This is a genomic window from Peribacillus sp. NPDC076916 (assembly GCF_050269675.1).
Taxonomy (GTDB): Bacteria; Bacillota; Bacilli; order Bacillales; family DSM-1321; genus Peribacillus; species Peribacillus aracenensis.
In genome coordinates this window covers 1-16,579 of sequence record NZ_JBNNIU010000012.1, presented here as the reverse complement: position 1 = coordinate 16,579, position 16,579 = coordinate 1, and the positions used below count along the sequence as shown (strand labels likewise).

Genomic DNA, 16,579 nt, shown 5'->3' with positions numbered 1-16,579 from the left:
AAAAATCCCCCTTCTGGTTTTTATGAATGCACAGCTTGACCTACAACGTTCAAAAAAGCTTCATGAATGGATTCCGACAATGTTGGATGTGCCGCTACAAAATCATCCATCATATCTGCCGTTATTTCTGCATGCAGCATGACCGTACCTTGACCGATCAATTCTGTCGCATGTTGACCAACAATGGTAAAACCTAGAATTTCATTATATTGTGGGTTCACTAGCACTTTGACCTTTCCTACCGGTTCATTGGAAAGGATCGCTTTCCCATTTGCGGAAAAAGCGAATTCACCAACTTTAATTTCCCCATATTTTTTACGCGCTTCTTTTTCAGTCAAGCCTACACTGGCAATCTCCGGGGAGGTATAAATGCAGCGAGGGATTGCCCGGTAATTCACTTGTGCAAATTGGCCACAGGCATTCAGAGCCGCAACTCGCCCTTCATGAAAAGCAACATGGGCAAGTTGTATGCCCCCTATCACATCACCACAGGCATAAATCGATGGATTGCTTGTTTGCATTCGATCATCCACCGAGATGCCAAGTCGGGAAAAATCTATATCATTTCCCTCTAAGCCCATTTCGTTCACTCTTGGTATTCTCCCTATTGATACGAGTACGTAATCTGCATGAAGTTCTTCCGATTCGCCATTGCTTTTCTCCAAAAATACCGTCTTACTGGTTGCATTGATGTTTTTGACAGATGTGGAGGTTTGGACCGTTACGCCTTGTTTTTTTAATTCTCCATGAAGGATGCTCGTAATATCATCGTCTTCCCCCGGAAGCAGCTTTGCCCCCATTTCGATAACGGTAACCTTGGTGCCCATCCTGCTATAAATACTGGCAAATTCACATCCGATGACGCCGCCTCCGACAATGAGCAGCGACTCGGGAATGGCAGGAAGTGACATGGCCTGGCCACTGTGGATGATCCATTCACCATCAAACGGCGCAAAAGGTAAAGGAATCGGTTCGGACCCAGTTGAAATGATGATCTTACTAGCTTCAATCTCTTCATTTTTATTTCCGTTCTCGATTCGCAGTCGATGGCCCGTCAGGATAGACGCCCTTCCCTGAATGACTTTTATTTTATTCTTATTCATTAAATATCGAATGCCGTTCACTAGTTTAGATATGACATCTCTCTTTCGTTCTTGTACGGTATCCCAATCGACTTCAATCAAATTGGAGGGCAGGCGAATTCCCATATGACCGGCATTTTTCACCAAGTCATACGTATCAGCACTTTTCAATAATGACTTCGTTGGCATACAGCCTTCGTTTAAACAGGTGCCCCCTAATGGCCCATCGACTACCAATATGACTTCCTTATCCTGCTGGGCAGCAGTGATTGCCGCTACATACCCTGCAGGACCGCCGCCTATAATAGCTATACGATTCAAGAGCTTTCCCTCCTTTTCTATAAAATCACGGTGATCGGCTCTTCTAAATACCGTTTAAGTGTTTGTAAAAAGGCAGCAGCAGGTGCCCCGTCAAGTACACGGTGATCAAACGTTAAACTGAGTGGCAAGATCGTTCTCTTCGCCAATTCTTCGCCAATATAACGCGGGGTATCGTAAGCAGAGCCAATTCCAAGAATCCCCGTTTCCGGTGTATTGAGAATCGGTGTAAAATGCTCAACGCCGTATGCCCCAAGGTTACTGATGGTAAAAGTGGACCCTTGCATGTCTTCAATGGGCAATTGGCCGTCACGTGCACATCGGGCCAATTCCTTACCCTTTTTCGATAACTGTCTTAGGGTACAATTTTCGGCATTTCTTATGACGGGAACAACGAGCCCCTTTTCCAAGGCCACCGCTAATCCAAGATGGATTTGCTCATACAAAATGATGTTATCTTCAATATAAGCACTATTCATTTTAGGATGCTCTTTAAGTGAAAGCACGACAGCCTTGGCAACAAAGTCCGTTATCGTCAATTTAGTTGATTCTTGTTTTTGTAGCGTTTCAGTAGCCTGTTTTTGCAAAATGACTAAATCAGTGACATCAACTTTCATCGTTAGAGTTAATTGGGCACTGCTTTGCAGGCTCTCTTTCATACGTTTTGCAATGATGTTCCTCATACCGGTAACAGGGATCTGCTGCCGACTCTCTACAGTAGATTGGGGGGAAACTATTCTTTCTTCTGTATTTACAGACATGGAATCCCTTTTTTCGATTACTTTCTGTACATCTTCTTTAGTGATTCTTCCACCTGGCCCGGTGCCTTGAATCTTCTCAATGTCAAGATTCGCTGCCTGTGCCATTTTTCGTGCAACCGGGGTGATCATCAAACGATCTCCCATTGGTAAAATGGGTGTCTCTTTTGTTTTCGGCTTTTCTTGTTCAGCAATTATCGACTGAGTCTGTTCAGCAACATGATCATCGATCACTATTTCTTCATTCGGATTTCCGATATGACAGATAACGGTTCCTGGAGGTACTCCTTGTCCTTCTTGAACAGCTATATTCAGAATCGTACCTTCAGCAGGAGATTCAATATCCATTTCGATTTTCTCTGAATTGATGCTGGCTATTGCTTCACCTTTTTCTACTGAATCCCCAACAGCCTTACTCCACAACGAAACAGTGCCTTCTTTCATTGCCATGCCTAATTTCGGCATTACCACTTCGACCGCCATATCTTTTTTCTCCCTTCAGATTGGTTTCTGTGTTGCTCCAACTTTTGCAGTTCTATGCGAAAAAGCTGGAGCATGCATCATATTGATTTATTTACACCCTAAGAATGGAAGGCTCCCCCAATAATTCTGAAACGACTTGTATCACTTTTTCTGATGTTGGAAGGTAAATATCTTCTAGCGGTGGAGAAAAAGGTACAGGTGTATGTGGTGCCGTAATCCTTTTAATTGGCGCATCGAGCGTGTCAAATCCCTTATCCGCCACCAGTGCGGCAATATCCGTTGCGACGCTGCATCTTGGGTTCGCTTCATCGATCACGATCAAACGATTTGTTTTTGCCACAGAATTGAGAATCGATTCTTCATCCAGTGGTGACAAGCTCCTAGGGTCGACAATCTCGACTTCAATGCCTTTAGCAGTAAGTTTTTCAGCAGCCTCCATCGCGGTGTGAACTTGTTTACCGATGGCAACGACCGTCAAGTCCGAGCCTTTCCTTTTAATTTCAGCTTTGCCGAATGGGATTGTATAGTAGCCTTCCGGAACCTCTCCGACCATGTTGTATAACGTTTTATCTTCAAAAAAGATGACGGGATCATTATCTTCTATGGCTGAAAGTAAGAGCCCTTTTGCGTCATAGGGGGATGAGGGAACAACGACCTTCAATCCAGGAATGCTAGTGAACAAGGCATAAAGGCTTTGTGAATGCTGTGCTGCAGCCCTGAACCCTGCACCATGCATCGTACGGATTGTCACGGGAACCTGTGCTTTTCCTCCAAACATATAGCGGAACTTCGCACCTTGATTCAATACTTCATCCAAACAGCTCCCAATGAAATCGTTGAACATTAGCTCGGCAATCGGTCGTAAGCCTGTCGAAGCGGCTGCCATGGCCGCACCCATATAACCGGCTTCCGCAATGGGAGTATCAAGGATTCTATCACGGCCAAACTCTTGAACCAATCCTTTTGTGACACCTAAAACACCACCCCATGCTTCGTCATCCTGCAAATGATCAACCTCTGCGCCTCCGGCTACATCTTCTCCCATAAGGATGACATTTTCATCTTTTCTCATTGCCATGGCCATTGCTTCATTTATTGCCTGTGACATACTGATTTTTCTACTCATTTTAATTCCTCCTTTTATCATTTAATAGGATACATAAACATCTTTTAATAAATCGGAAGCCTCTGGATATGGGCTATCTTCACTGAACTTGACTGCTTGTTTAATAGATTCCTCAACGGCAATTTCAAGAGAAATCAGTTCTTTTTCCGCCAGCATATTCTGTTTGAGTAAGTAATTCCTAAACAGGGCAATCGCATCTTTCTCTTGTTTATGCTCCTTTTTGTCTTGTTCTTTTTTATATTTCTGTGCATCTCCCTCGAAGTGTCCATAATTACGATAAGTAACGCATTCGATCAATGATGGACCTTCTCCCCTGCGAGCCCTCTGAACGGCTTCTTCGGCAGCCTTATATACAGCCAATACATCTTTCCCATCCACTCGGACACCCGGGATATTGTAGCTAATCGCCCGATCGGCTATCGTTTTACAGCTTGAAGCATAATTGAATGGCGTGGCCTCCCCATACCCATTATTTTCTGCGATGAATATTACGGGTAGCTTCCAAATTGCCGCCAGATTTATACCTTCATGGAATGTCCCATGATTATTGGCACCATCACCAAAAAAACAAACACTAACATGATCGGTCTTTTTATATTTCGCAGTTAATGCTGCACCGCATGCGAGCGGAAAGCCTCCACCAACTATCCCGTTAGCACCTAACATCCCCTTATCCAAATCGGCAATATGCATGGAACCGCCTTTTCCCTTGCAAAGCCCTGTCACTTTCCCATAGATTTCAGCCATCATCCCGTTAAGGTCACATTCTTTTGCAATACAGTGGCCATGCCCTCTGTGAGTGCTTGTAATGGTGTCCTTTTCAGAAAGGTGAGCACATACTCCTACAGCTACCGCTTCTTCCCCAGCATACAAATGGACAAAACCTGGTAAAATCCCTTTTGCAAAAGATTCATGAACTTGGTCTTCGAATTTCCTGATCTCCAGCATTTTTTTGTACATCCAATAAGCCCTGTCCTGTGATAACTTTATTTCATTCGATTGAACCGTTTCCATTTTTTAGCCCCCAATCATTAATAATGAGTCATTCTTTATATTGATATTGCAAATGCCGTGCCAAGATGGGAGGTCGCTAAAATGAGGATTTTATTTATTTTCAGTAGAAACAAAACGAGACAAAATGAGATTGTTGTCTCGTTTTGTCTCGTTTTGTTTAAATAAATTATTCCAATTCAATCATCACTGAAGTGAAAAAATGGTTTGAATGTGGAGGCAGCCTGTTTATGGAATAAGTTCTTTATGAACCATTTATTTAGGTGTCAGTACTTACTATCATGGATTTTTGTAAGTAAGGGAGAAATAGAAAACTTAACAGGAATACGACCTCGGTCGTATTAGAGTCTACTAGTCATTGTCATACACCAGTTGTTCAGCATTTCGAGGAAAGAGATTATTTATTAATTATCATTAACCCACTTGTTTAATAGCATGAAAAGAGCTCATCTCTACGAAAAGTAAAGACAGATGTGATTGATGCTTGCTATCTCTATTACCGTACTGTTATTCACATTTAGTTCCATTGTGGTAACTACTATTATGGAGAATCGATATCAATGAAAATAAGTTTGGTTACACATATATACAATACAAATCGTTACCAAGAGAGCCTAATAGAATGGGTCCCGCACAAAGCAAAAAAGGACAGAAAAGAGTAATGGCAACATTCCCTTCTCTGTCCTTTTAACTGAGGGTTTAACTCTATGCTAAAAAGAGTTTCCCCAATGGTGGCGTTTTATAAACGCGCTCCCCAGAGTTTCGTCCTATTATGTTTCTTTTACCTGAGAGATTTGTTCCAGGTTTTTTTGGGAACTTGCTCCTTCGTTGGCTGTCTACATTGCACTCTCCCACAACCGTCATCCTCTATACTTTTTTAGATACTCAATATACTCAATATATTCAAAATAGACAATTATTTACATAAATATTTTTATGATATCGCTTCTATCAATTATACATATTTAGGAAACTAAGAGGAAAATCACTTTATATCAGCAAACGCTTTAAAATTTAACAGACTAATGCTTCTTTATGAATTTCTTCTCTTGATGATCGCTGATTGCAGCCTGTTTTTCTCTTTTTCCTTTAAAACATAACTAAGCAAGTCTAATGAGAGGCGCGCTGCCACTTGTCCAGTTATTCCCGTATGATCGTAAGGTGTAGCTACTTCTACCATATCAAAACCGATTACTTCTCCTCTTTTTGCAATTCCATGGAGTAATTCGTTGACTTCATCATAAAGCAGGCCTCCAGGAGAAGGTGTGCCTGTCGCAGGGGCGATTGATGGGTCGAGGCCATCAATGTCCATGGTAATATAATATTTTTCACCTGCTGGAATAAGTTCCAGAACTTGTTCAAATCCCATCTTTCTCATTTGGCGGGGAGACAAGATGACACTTCCGTATTCTCTGGCAGCATCGACATCTTCTTTTTTACTGCTGCTGATTCCACGAATGCCCAATTGAAAAATCTTTTGAACATGATTCATTTCAGATAAGCGGCGGATGCAGCTTCCATGTCCAACCCGCATTCCTGAACGGTGATCTGCCCAGTCTAAATGCGCATCAATCTGGATCACATGAAATGGCCCGAGTTCATCCAAGCCCTTTCCTACTGGAATTGTAATGGAATGATCTCCACCTAAAACAACCGGCATTGCACCTTTTGAAACGATTTTTCGAATGGCTTCTTCCGTATTATCATGGGATTGGATCATATCCCCGTGTACCATGTCTACATCACCGCAATCAACAACTTTCCATTTCGGGCCAAGATACATGATATCATTTTCAATATCATAGGCTCCATCTAACCCGAAACTATATAATGTAGAGCCTTCACGAATTCCTCTTGGACCCATTCTTGCGCCTGACTTCCATTGTGTTCCCATATCATTTGGAACGCCAATGACAGCTACATCTGCATCTAGCTGGTCTAGATCAGGACATACGGGATATTTCCCGAAAGTACAGATTCCGGTAAAAGGTAAATTAAGGTGTTGTTTTTCATTATTTGACATGTACGTTGCCTCCCACTTGTATTACGTTCTCGATAATATACGCATGCTTCATGCCAACTTATAAAACTAGGAGTCAATAATGACTACTAGGAACCATCATATTTTCTGATTACTCGATTTTTCTTAGTAAACGCCACTGAGAAAGAGCTCGGAGAATATAATTCAAATACTATGCATGTCCTATTAGGTCTTAAAAAAGACAAATCTTGATGAACTGGCCTTTTACTGGTTTAGATAATCAAGTAGGCTGACAGCTTTCTTTCTGTTAAAGCCCATCTTCAGAATTAATATTTGAAAATCATTAAGTTTTAAAATATTGGCAAATTAAAAAATGCATCCTCTATTATTAGTCAAAAATTTCTTCGATGTAAGCATTACTCACTCTCTTTTACTCATTTATCTCTACTTCTCCATTTATCTCTACTTCTCCATTTTTAATGATCAAACCACTTGGTTGGCTCCACTTCTAAATTAATGTTGATTTGTTTTACCTCACTAAACTCATCTAAACCAAAAGTTCCTAACCCTCGACCAATTCCGCTCTGCTTGTATCCTCCCCACGGTGCTTCGTTGTAGGCTAGATTGTAGGCATTAATCCATGTAATTCCGGCTCTTATTTTCTTAATCACTCTTAATGCCTTCGCACCGTCTTGGGAAAATACACCTGCTGCGAGGCCATATGGGGTATCATTCGCAAGCTGGATGGCTTCTGCTTCATCTTTAAACTTTTGCACAGTCAGTACCGGACCGAATATTTCTTCCTGAACAATTCTCATGTCAGGTTTAGTGTCAACAAATATCGTCGGCTTAACAAAATAACCGTTTTCAAGCCCATCGCTTGTGATACGTTTGCCTCCGCAGGCTAGTTTCGCCCCTTCTTCTATACCTAGTTGAATATAGTTGAGCACCTCATTCATATGGTCTTCACTGACAAGCGCCCCCATTTCTGTAGACGGTTGATCGCCAGGGCCGACCCGGATTTTTTTCGCCTTCTCTACCAGTCTCTCGATAAACTTGTCATGAATGCTCTCTTCAAGCAGTAAACGAGATCCTGCATTACAAACTTGGCCAGAATTTATAAAAATCCCATATAAAGCATAGTCCACGGCTGTTTCAAAATCTGCATCAGCGAAAACAATATTAGGTGACTTGCCGCCTAATTCGAGTGCAATGTTTTTAATATTTCCAGCTGCTGTTTTCATGATGTTTCTGCCTGTTTCTGTGCTGCCAGTAAACGAAACCATATCGACTTTATCGCTTTCCGCTAGTTCATTTCCTACTGTTCCCCCGCCGCCCATAACTAGGTTGGCAACGCCATCCGGTATGCCGACTTCTTGGATAATCTCAAATAATTTAACAGTCGTAATCGGAGTGATCCCGGCTGGTTTAAACACAATCGTATTTCCTGCAGCAAGGGAAGGCGCAATTTTCCAGGCTCCTGTCAATAAAGGGAAATTCCATGGAGCGATTAGTCCGCATACCCCTACCGGCTCCCGAACAACCATAGGCTGTACAGGACCGGAAACCGGGTATGTTTGTCCATCGGGTTTAGTGACTAAACCGGCATAATATCGAAAACAATCCACTGCATCCGCAATGTCAAATTCCGCTTCTCTAAGAGGTTTTCCGGTATTCGCTGTTTCAAGCTGGCTAAGCTCAGATGCTCTTTCTTCAAGTGTCTCCGCTATTTTAAATAGGTAGGAAGCCCGTTCTGAAGCTGGCAGATCTGACCAAATCCCGGAATCAAATGCGGTTCGCGCCGCATCAATGGCCATTCGGGTATCTTCTGCATTTCCCTTGGGAGCCTCTGCAATGAACTTGCCGTTTGCAGGGTTTACAACTTGACTCTTTTGTTTACTTAAAGAATCCATCCATTCTCCGTTTATGAACATTTTCAGATTTAACACTGTAAAAACACCTCCAGTTTTTATGTAAGCCATGGTGGCCGCCCAATTAAAGCTCCTATCAAGCTGACCACCGATTCAAAAACTCTTAATCCACATTAACACTTAAAAACTCGACACATCTTCATTCCATCGAGGAACATTTAGAATTGGTCATGTCAAATTTTCTAAATCAATTTATATAGTTAAATTAATGTTGTGTTTTTCGCCTCATAAGTCTTTTGGAATAATGTCAAATAATCTTCGCGTGTCACTTTTCTTGAATTCGTCTGTGTGCATAAATGAACTGCTGCCCCTTCAGCAAGGAATGGGAAATCTTCAGGATTGACATTATATAAATCTCGAAAATCAGGAATGCCAATTTTACGAGCAAGCTCTTTTAACAAGACAACACCTTCATAGGCAGTTTCTTCAATTGTTTTACCTTCTTTATTTGCTCCAAGTTTTTCAGCTACAATTGCATGCTTTTCAGGGTTTGAAGGAACATTAAATTCAAAAACATGTGGAAGAAAGATAGAATTTGCTACCCCATGTGGAGTATCATAAAGACCTCCAAGTGGTTCAGCCATAGCATGTACAGCACCAAGATCCGCGTGATTAAATGCCATACCTGCAATTAAACTTGCTACAAGCATATTTTTCCGTCCTTCTAAGTCGTTCCCATTTTCTACAGCTAACGGAAGGTACTTAGCAATTAATTCAATTGAATAAAGACTGAGAGCATCGGAAATGGGTTCAGCAATATTGCTGGTATATGCTTCGATAGCATGTGTAAGTGCATCCATTCCAGTAGCAGCAGTAATAGATTTAGGCAGAGTTAGAGTTAATTCAGGATCCAAAATTGCTAGTTTCGGAGCCAATCTAATGTCAAGTATAGCCTCTTTCTGTTTTGTAACTGTATCTGTAATGACAGAACCTGTTGTAACTTCACTTCCAGTACCTGAAGTTGTAGGGATACAAATAAGTGGAGTGATTTCTCGCTCTAGTAAATTTACACCGTAACGCTCTCTAAGCTCTCCTCCATGGGTTAAAAGTGTACCAATTGCTTTGGCTGTATCCATTGAACTTCCTCCGCCAAGACCAATCAAAAGATCTATTTCCTCGTCTTTAAATTGCTCATAGGCTCTTTGACAATCTACATCTTTTGGATTAGGCGTAATTTCATCAAAAACAATATAATTGACACCTTCTTGGTCTAACGAATCTATAACCTTTTGCAAAATTCCAGTTTGCGCTAGTCCTTTATCGGTAATAAGAAGAGCCTTTTTTCCTCCTAGCTCTTTTGCTCTTTTCCCAATATTTTTAACTTTTCCGCCTCCAAACTCTATAGAGGTAGGAATATTGAAATTAAAATCCCAGATCATCATTAATTTCCCCTTTCAATTTTTCAAATAGTGTAATAGTAGTTACTTACTCTCTTTTACTCTTTTATATCTACTTTTCAATTTTTAATGATCAAACCACTTAGTTGGCTCTACTTCTAAATTAATGTTAATTTGTTTTACCTCACTAAACTCATCTAACCCAAAAGTTCCTAATCCCCGGCCAATTCCGCTCTGCTTGTATCCTCCCCACGGCGCTTCATTGTAGGCTAGATTATAGGCATTAACCCATGTAATTCCGGCTCTTATTTTCTTAATTACTCGTAAAGCCTTCGCACCGTCTTGTGAAAATACACCTGCTGCGAGGCCGTATGGAGTATCATTGGCAAGCTGGATGGCCTCCGCTTCATCTTTAAATTTTTGCACGGTAAGTACTGGCCCGAATATTTCTTCCTGAACAATTTTCATGGCAGGTTTAGTGTCAACAAATATCGTCGGCTCAACAAAATAGCCATTTTCAAGCCCGTTACTTGTGATACGTTTGCCACCGCAGACTAATTTCGCCCCTTCTTCTATGCCAAGTTGAATATATTGGAGTACCTTATTCATATGTGTTTCACTGACAAGGGCACCCATTTGTGTAGACGGTTGATCGCCAGGGCCGACTCGGATCTTTTTCGCTTTCTCTATCAATCTATCGATAAACTTGTCGTGAATGCTCTCTTCAATCAGTAAACGAGATCCCGCATTACAAACTTGGCCGGCGTTGACAAAAATCCCATATAAAGCATAATCCACAGCTGTCTCAAAGTCCGCATCGGCGAAAACGATGTTAGGTGACTTGCCGCCTAATTCGAGTGCAATGTTTTTAATATTTCCAGCTGCTGCTTTCATGATGCTTCTGCCTGTGGATGTACTGCCAGTGAACGAAACCATATCAACTTTATCGCTTTCCGCTAGTTCATTTCCTACTGTTGCACCACCACCCATAACTAGATTTGCAACGCCATCCGGTATGCCAACTTCTTCGATAATCTCAAATAATTTAGTAGTCGTAATCGGAGTAACCTCGGATGTTTTAAACACAATCGTATTTCCTGCAGCAAGGGCAGGGGCTATTTTCCAAGCTCCAGTCAGTAAAGGAAAATTCCAGGGAGCAATCAGTCCACATACCCCCACAGGCTCTCGAACAACCATGGCCTGTACAGGACCGGAAACAGGATACGTTTGGCCGTCCGGTTTAGTGACTAAACCGGCATAATAACGAAAACAATCCGCTGCATCCGCAATGTCAAACTCTGCTTCTTTAAGAGGTTTTCCGGTATTGGCTGTTTCAAGTTGGCTAAGCTCAGATGCATGTTCTTCAATTTTCTCTGCTATTATAAATAAATAGGAAGCCCGTTCCGAAGCTGACAGGTCTGACCAAATCCCGGAATCAAACGCGGTTCGTGCCGCATCAATGGCCATCCGGGCATCTTCTGCATTTCCGTTGGGAGCCTCCGCAATGATCTTGCCGTTTGCGGGGTTAACAACTTGACTCTTTTGTTTACTCAAAGAATCCATCCACTCACCGTTTATAAACTTTTTCAGCTTCAACAATTTGAAAAAACCTCCTGTTCGTTATTCTTACTTTAACGATCTCGCCTTAAAAATAGATAACGCTTTCATTTTTCTTTATTTTCAAAATATTGACCCCTCTTTTAGTTACATATACTTACTTCAGTGTAAAAAAAGGATTAAAAGTCTTCTACCTTTTGGGAAAGAATTTTTTCATTCATATCTTCTGCCTCTTGAGGAATGATCTCTTCATCAAAATGAAACTCTGGAAGAGGCTTGCGAAAAAATTTTGTCATGTAAAGAAGATATGCCAAGCCGCATGCGACCCAGATGCCTCCAAGGATCAAAGCCTCTATTTCTAAATAAGACCATAACCACATAGTAAATGCTGCACCTATGAGCGGTAAAAATAAATACCGTATGCAGTCGTTAAAAGAACGTTTCTGATTTCTAATAAAATAATGGGCGATGACAGATAGATTAACGGATGTAAAAGCAATGAGCCCTCCAAAATTTATAAACTTGATGACTTGCTCCAAGGTCAACAAGATACCTAGTAAAGAAACCGTGCCTATCACGATAATGCCGTGTGACGGTGTATTAAATTTTGGATGAATATAACCAAATAGATTTTTAGGCAATACAGAATCCCGTCCCATAGCATATAACACACGTGATGCGCTTGTAATTGCAGCAACTCCCGAAGAAAAGTTCCCAACAATTACTCCAGTAATAAATAATGATTTAAATACGTTTCCTCCAACAAGTATTGCGATTTCCATGGCTGCAGAATCAGGGTGTTCGAATGAATAGCCTGGCTGCACCAATTGTGCTAAGTAGGAAGAGCCAATGTACAAGATCCCTGTAAACAAAAGCATTATGATAATAGCTTTTGGGATCGTTTTTTCGGGATTGATTGTTTCTTCTGACAAGGTAGTAAGTGAGTCAAAACCAAGGAAACTAAAACAAAGAATCGAAGCTCCTGCTAAGATAACGGACAAGGGAACATCTGAATTTAACAATGGTTTACTTGAGAAAAGAGTGCCTGTCCCTACTCCTTCTATTAAACTTTTGACGGTTAATAGCCAGAAAAAACAAACGAAAATGATTTGAGCAATAACAAAAATTTTACTTGTGGATGCTGATATCGTTACACCTAGTATGCTCGGTACCACTATGATAGCAGTCAAAAGAATAATCCACACATAATGCGGAATTCCCGGAAACACTGCATTTAAAAAGACAGTGGACATCAAGCACGTCACCATAGGTGTTAAAATATAATCAAGCATAATTGTCCAACCTACAAGAAACCCAACTTCAGAATTAATAGACTTTTGAGTAAATGTATAAGCTGAACCTGAGATAGGATATGCCTTTGCCATCTTTCCATAGCTGAGGGCTGTAAACAGTATCGCTAGAAATGCAATAATGTACGCACCCGTAATTACACCATGTGAGGTTACGGTAGCTATTCCATAGGTATTAAAAAATACCATGGGGTTATTCCAAGCAATTCCTAAAAAAACAACCTGTGACAAAGTAAGCGTTCTAACTAGCTTCTTTCTTTCCATAATCAGCTCCCTCCTATCGATAAAGAATACTCAGAAGTTTTAGAATATTTTGTATCTTGATTATAAAGGTTTTTGTTACACAAAGGTCAATACTGTATTATATTATTTAAGGAGGTGGTTAAACTGAAAGAAAAACTAACCATCAGTGAGATGGCAAAGTTAAGAGGGATGACGGCGGAGACCTTGCGCCACTATGATCGGATTGACTTATTCAAGCCGCAATATATCGATCCAAACTCGGGGTATCGCTACTATTCTATTTTCCAGTACGAGGTTTTAGGTACCATTAAAGAGTTAAGGCAACTTGGAATGAGTACGGACGAAATAAAGGATTATTTCAATGAACGCAATTTTAGTAAGTCTTTGGACATTCTTAAAGCAAAGCACGCGGATCTTGTTTCAAAACTGAACGAATTAACAGACTTGGAGGAAAATATCCGGGAAAAAATTGTATATTTGGATCACGTAGCAAGAGAAAAGGAACTTCAAACGGTTATGTTTCGTGAAATAGGACGCAGAAAGTTAATTACATTGAATGAAAAAATCAATAATAATTTGGAACTTTGTTATGGTGTTATCAGGCTAGGCATTCTCATCCAGGAAGCAGATCTTAGAGCTAAACGTTTTGAAGAACCATCAGTCATTTTTGTTGTGGCAAAAAGTAAAGAAAAAATACCAAAACAGTACCAACGGATCGTTCCGGCTGGGTTATTTGCGTGTACCCGTTATAACGGAGAATTACTATGGAACCGAAGTGAAAGCTTGAGTAAAATATTGGATTATCTTGATGAAGGTGGTTATCAAATTACCGGCGATGCGCTGCAAATTATGCATGTTGATATTACGATCACAGATAAACCAAACGAGATTACCTTTGAAATTCAAGTTCCCGTTCAAAAGGTCTGACCTATTTTCGCAGGACAAATGTTTATGTGTATGGTTTAGACGAAAGATATAGGAGAAGTTTTGATATGGAAAAGAACTAGCTAATTGCTAGTTCTTTCAGACTGTAGACAAACTCGATGAAAATCGAGTTTGTCTACTTTTTTTATGGCTTGTACAATTTGGACGTTGATTTCCACTCCAGGCACTCTCTTTTCCGCGGGCGGTCCGGGAGCCTCCTCGGCTTTCAGCCTGTGGGGTCTCCCGTGACTCGCATTTCCCGCAGGAGTCTCGTACCTTCCGTTCCAATCAACTTTGTTTTAATTCATAGATAGAACCCTTTTCCCTAAAGGCATGATTGTTTTACAATAGAATGATAAAAAACTTGAGGTGATGAGGATGCTTTCTAAACATGATTCTATTCAGCGAGATCGACTTGAAATGATTACGTTAGATCAACTGGTGCCATCGAACCATTTGGTTCGTAAAATGGAGGCTGCCATTGACTTCTCTTTCATTTATGACTTAGTGAAAGAGATGTATTCAGAGGTAGGACGCCCGAGTATTGATCCCGTTATTTTAGTTAAACTGACATTCATCCAATATACCTTCGGTATTCGGTCCATGCGTAAAACAATTGAAGAAATAGAAACAAATATGGCTACCGTTGGTTCTTAGGTTACGGTTTCCATGATAAAGTCCCTCATTTCTCGACATTCGGGAAAAATTATGAGCGACGCTTTAAAGATACAGATTTGTTTGAACAGATTTTTTATCGAATCTTAATGATAGCTGCTGATAGAAAGTTAATAAGTGCAGAGCATGTATTCGTCGATTCCACACATGTGAAAGCCAGTGCGAATAAGACGAAATTTGAAAAGAAAATGGTTCGCAAAGAAACACGAGCGTATCAAGGACGCCTTCAAGTTGAAATCAATCAAGATCGTGAAAACCATGGAAAGATGCCTTTTCCACCGGATAAATTTGATAAGAACGAAACCAAAGAAATAAAAGAAAGTACAACAGATTATGAGAGTGGTTACTATGTGAAAGATGAACGAACAAAACAGTTTGCCTATTCATTCCACGCTGCCGCAGACCGCAACGGGTTTGTATTAGGAACGATTGTAACACCTGGAAATACACATGACAGTAAAGTCTTAGAGCCACTTATTGATCAAGTGATTGAGAAAGTTGGAAAACCGGAAGCCGTTGCCGCAGATGCAGCATATAAAACACCGGCAATTACAAACTACCTATTTAACAAAGAAATCCTACCGGCTTTACCCTATACACGTCCTCGAACAAAAGAAGGGTTCTTTCCCAAACATGACTATGTTTACGATGAACATTTTGATTGTTACCTTTGCCCTTCGGGCGAGTTATTAACGTACTCAACAACTAATAAAGAGGGCTATCGCGAGTACAAATCGCCCAAACACATCTGTGCAACCTGCCCATATTTATCACGGTGTACAGAAAGCAAAGATTATCAAAAAGTGGTGACACGGCATATCTGGCAAACACATGTGGAAGAAGCAGATCATCTGCGTCATCATCAAGATGTCAAACCTATCTATGCGAAACGTAAAGAAACGATTGAGCGTGTATTCGCAGATGCAAAAGAAAAGCATGGGATGCGTTGGACTACTTTAAGGGGACTTAAAAAATTGTCGATGCAGGCGATGCTTACTTTCGCTGCCATGAATATTAAGAAGATGGCCAATTGGACATGGAAAGGTCCAAAAATGGTCTAACATGGTGTGCTCGAAGAGCTCCAATCTCTTAACTTTAGGTAAAAACCAATGGGGGATTTCAAAAGGGATCCGGAATTTTATAATTCCGAACCCCTTTTGTCTACAAACTGAAAGAACTAGCTAATTGCTAGTTCTTTTTTCAGAAAGGATGCCAACGAAAAAAAATTAAATGGGAATCTTCCCTCTTCGCGTTGTAAAATTCACATTTTATACTTATGCTTAACAGTAGTTATTTAATTATTTGCTTTAATATTTAACCCAAAAAAGATGTGTACCAAAAACGCTCCCATCTGGCTCCATACTACACAAGCAATTAAAAGACTCAGGCTTAACACGAAATAAGTCTTTTTCTTCCACATTATAATTTATCCTTTTTTAAGGATTGAATTTTTTGTTCCAATTTTTCAATTAAACTTTGTTGTACGTGATTTCATAACTGAGCTCAATGTATAGGTTTATTTAAATGAACCGAAAATTTCCTTTGCCAATCTACGCCCAGTAGGAGTCGCAGCCAGGCCGCCCTCTGCCGTTTCGCGAAGTGCAACCGGCATGGTCAATCCTATTTTATACATGGCATCGATCACTTCGTCACATGGAATGCGGCTCGTAATGCCTGCAAGCGCCATATCAGCTGCTGTTATCGCGTTGGAGGCACCCATTGCGTTACGTTTCACGCAAGGAACTTCGACCAATCCAGCCACTGGATCACAAACCAGTCCAAGCATATTTTTCAATGTGATCGCCATCGCTTCTGCAGCTTGGCTTGGCGTACCGCCGGCCAG

At 40.8% G+C, this 16,579-nt stretch carries 11 protein-coding genes, 2 pseudogenes and 1 riboswitch; of the genes and pseudogenes, 3 read left to right on the top strand and 10 right to left on the bottom strand.

The window, feature by feature from the left end:
• Nucleotides 1-20: 20 nt before the first annotated feature.
• The 4 genes from lpdA to ACQKFG_RS23100 form a co-directional block, all read right to left on the bottom strand.
• Nucleotides 21-1,403 (bottom strand): dihydrolipoyl dehydrogenase, encoded by a 1,383-nt coding sequence (gene lpdA / locus ACQKFG_RS23115; RefSeq protein WP_427563247.1) that lies wholly within the window; start codon nucleotides 1,401-1,403, stop codon nucleotides 21-23.
• Nucleotides 1,404-1,420: 17 nt separating this feature from the next.
• The gene (locus tag ACQKFG_RS23110) at nucleotides 1,421-2,641 is read right to left on the bottom strand and encodes a dihydrolipoamide acetyltransferase family protein (protein WP_427563245.1); all 1,221 of its coding nucleotides are present in this window, start codon (nucleotides 2,639-2,641) and stop codon (nucleotides 1,421-1,423) included.
• Nucleotides 2,642-2,732: 91 nt separating this feature from the next.
• Nucleotides 2,733-3,767: an alpha-ketoacid dehydrogenase subunit beta gene (locus ACQKFG_RS23105; protein WP_192204807.1), complete on the bottom strand. Its 1,035-nt coding sequence runs from the start codon at nucleotides 3,765-3,767 to the stop codon at nucleotides 2,733-2,735.
• A gap of 21 nt (nucleotides 3,768-3,788) precedes the next feature.
• Nucleotides 3,789-4,781 carry a thiamine pyrophosphate-dependent dehydrogenase E1 component subunit alpha gene (locus ACQKFG_RS23100; protein ID WP_427563243.1) on the bottom strand — a complete coding sequence of 331 codons (993 nt, stop codon included), beginning with the start codon at nucleotides 4,779-4,781 and terminating at the stop codon, nucleotides 3,789-3,791.
• Nucleotides 4,782-5,110: 329 nt separating this feature from the next.
• Between ACQKFG_RS23100 and ACQKFG_RS23095 the strand changes: the two are divergent.
• Nucleotides 5,111-5,281, top strand: a pseudogene (locus tag ACQKFG_RS23095) (IS110 family transposase); the annotation flags it as partial.
• Nucleotides 5,282-5,541: 260 nt separating this feature from the next.
• Nucleotides 5,542-5,642: riboswitch (glycine riboswitch) on the bottom strand.
• 169 nt (nucleotides 5,643-5,811) lie between these two features.
• Here ACQKFG_RS23095 and speB read toward each other — a convergent pair.
• The 5 genes from speB to ACQKFG_RS23070 form a co-directional block, all read right to left on the bottom strand.
• On the bottom strand, nucleotides 5,812-6,801 hold the full coding sequence (gene speB / locus ACQKFG_RS23090; protein WP_192204804.1) for an agmatinase: 990 nt from the start codon (nucleotides 6,799-6,801) through the stop codon (nucleotides 5,812-5,814).
• 434 nt (nucleotides 6,802-7,235) lie between these two features.
• Entirely contained in the window at nucleotides 7,236-8,708 is a 1,473-nt protein-coding gene (locus ACQKFG_RS23085) for an aldehyde dehydrogenase family protein (RefSeq protein ID WP_427563241.1), read from the bottom strand.
• Nucleotides 8,709-8,890: 182 nt separating this feature from the next.
• Nucleotides 8,891-10,072 (bottom strand): iron-containing alcohol dehydrogenase, encoded by a 1,182-nt coding sequence (locus ACQKFG_RS23080; protein WP_427563239.1) that lies wholly within the window; start codon nucleotides 10,070-10,072, stop codon nucleotides 8,891-8,893.
• A gap of 81 nt (nucleotides 10,073-10,153) precedes the next feature.
• Nucleotides 10,154-11,626: an aldehyde dehydrogenase family protein gene (locus tag ACQKFG_RS23075; protein ID WP_427563237.1), complete on the bottom strand. Its 1,473-nt coding sequence runs from the start codon at nucleotides 11,624-11,626 to the stop codon at nucleotides 10,154-10,156.
• Nucleotides 11,627-11,763: 137 nt separating this feature from the next.
• Nucleotides 11,764-13,158, bottom strand: a complete 1,395-nt coding sequence (locus tag ACQKFG_RS23070) for an APC family permease (protein ID WP_192204801.1) — start codon at nucleotides 13,156-13,158, stop codon at nucleotides 11,764-11,766.
• Nucleotides 13,159-13,272: 114 nt separating this feature from the next.
• Here ACQKFG_RS23070 and ACQKFG_RS23065 point away from each other — a divergent pair, with 114 nt between their 5' ends.
• Both ACQKFG_RS23065 and ACQKFG_RS23060 read left to right on the top strand, forming a co-directional pair.
• Nucleotides 13,273-14,064 carry a MerR family transcriptional regulator gene (locus ACQKFG_RS23065; RefSeq protein WP_427563235.1) on the top strand — a complete coding sequence of 264 codons (792 nt, stop codon included), beginning with the start codon at nucleotides 13,273-13,275 and terminating at the stop codon, nucleotides 14,062-14,064.
• 375 nt (nucleotides 14,065-14,439) lie between these two features.
• Nucleotides 14,440-15,797: pseudogene (locus ACQKFG_RS23060) on the top strand (IS1182 family transposase).
• Nucleotides 15,798-16,252: 455 nt separating this feature from the next.
• Here the strand turns inward: ACQKFG_RS23060 and ACQKFG_RS23055 are convergent.
• A partial coding sequence (locus ACQKFG_RS23055; protein ID WP_427563232.1) for an L-serine ammonia-lyase, iron-sulfur-dependent, subunit alpha occupies nucleotides 16,253-16,579 on the bottom strand: 327 nt, incomplete at its 5' end.

Excerpts from the sequence above, each read along its gene's own strand:
- ACQKFG_RS23080 (WP_427563239.1), bottom strand. The coding sequence starts at position 10,072 with ATGATGATCTGGGATTTTAATTTCAATATTCCTACCTCTATAGAGTTT.
- speB (WP_192204804.1), bottom strand. The coding sequence starts at position 6,801 with ATGTCAAATAATGAAAAACAACACCTTAATTTACCTTTTACCGGAATC.
- ACQKFG_RS23100 (WP_427563243.1), bottom strand. The coding sequence starts at position 4,781 with ATGGAAACGGTTCAATCGAATGAAATAAAGTTATCACAGGACAGGGCT.
- ACQKFG_RS23105 (WP_192204807.1), bottom strand. The coding sequence starts at position 3,767 with ATGAGTAGAAAAATCAGTATGTCACAGGCAATAAATGAAGCAATGGCC.
- ACQKFG_RS23070 (WP_192204801.1), bottom strand. The coding sequence starts at position 13,158 with ATGGAAAGAAAGAAGCTAGTTAGAACGCTTACTTTGTCACAGGTTGTT.
- ACQKFG_RS23110 (WP_427563245.1), bottom strand. The coding sequence starts at position 2,641 with ATGGCGGTCGAAGTGGTAATGCCGAAATTAGGCATGGCAATGAAAGAA.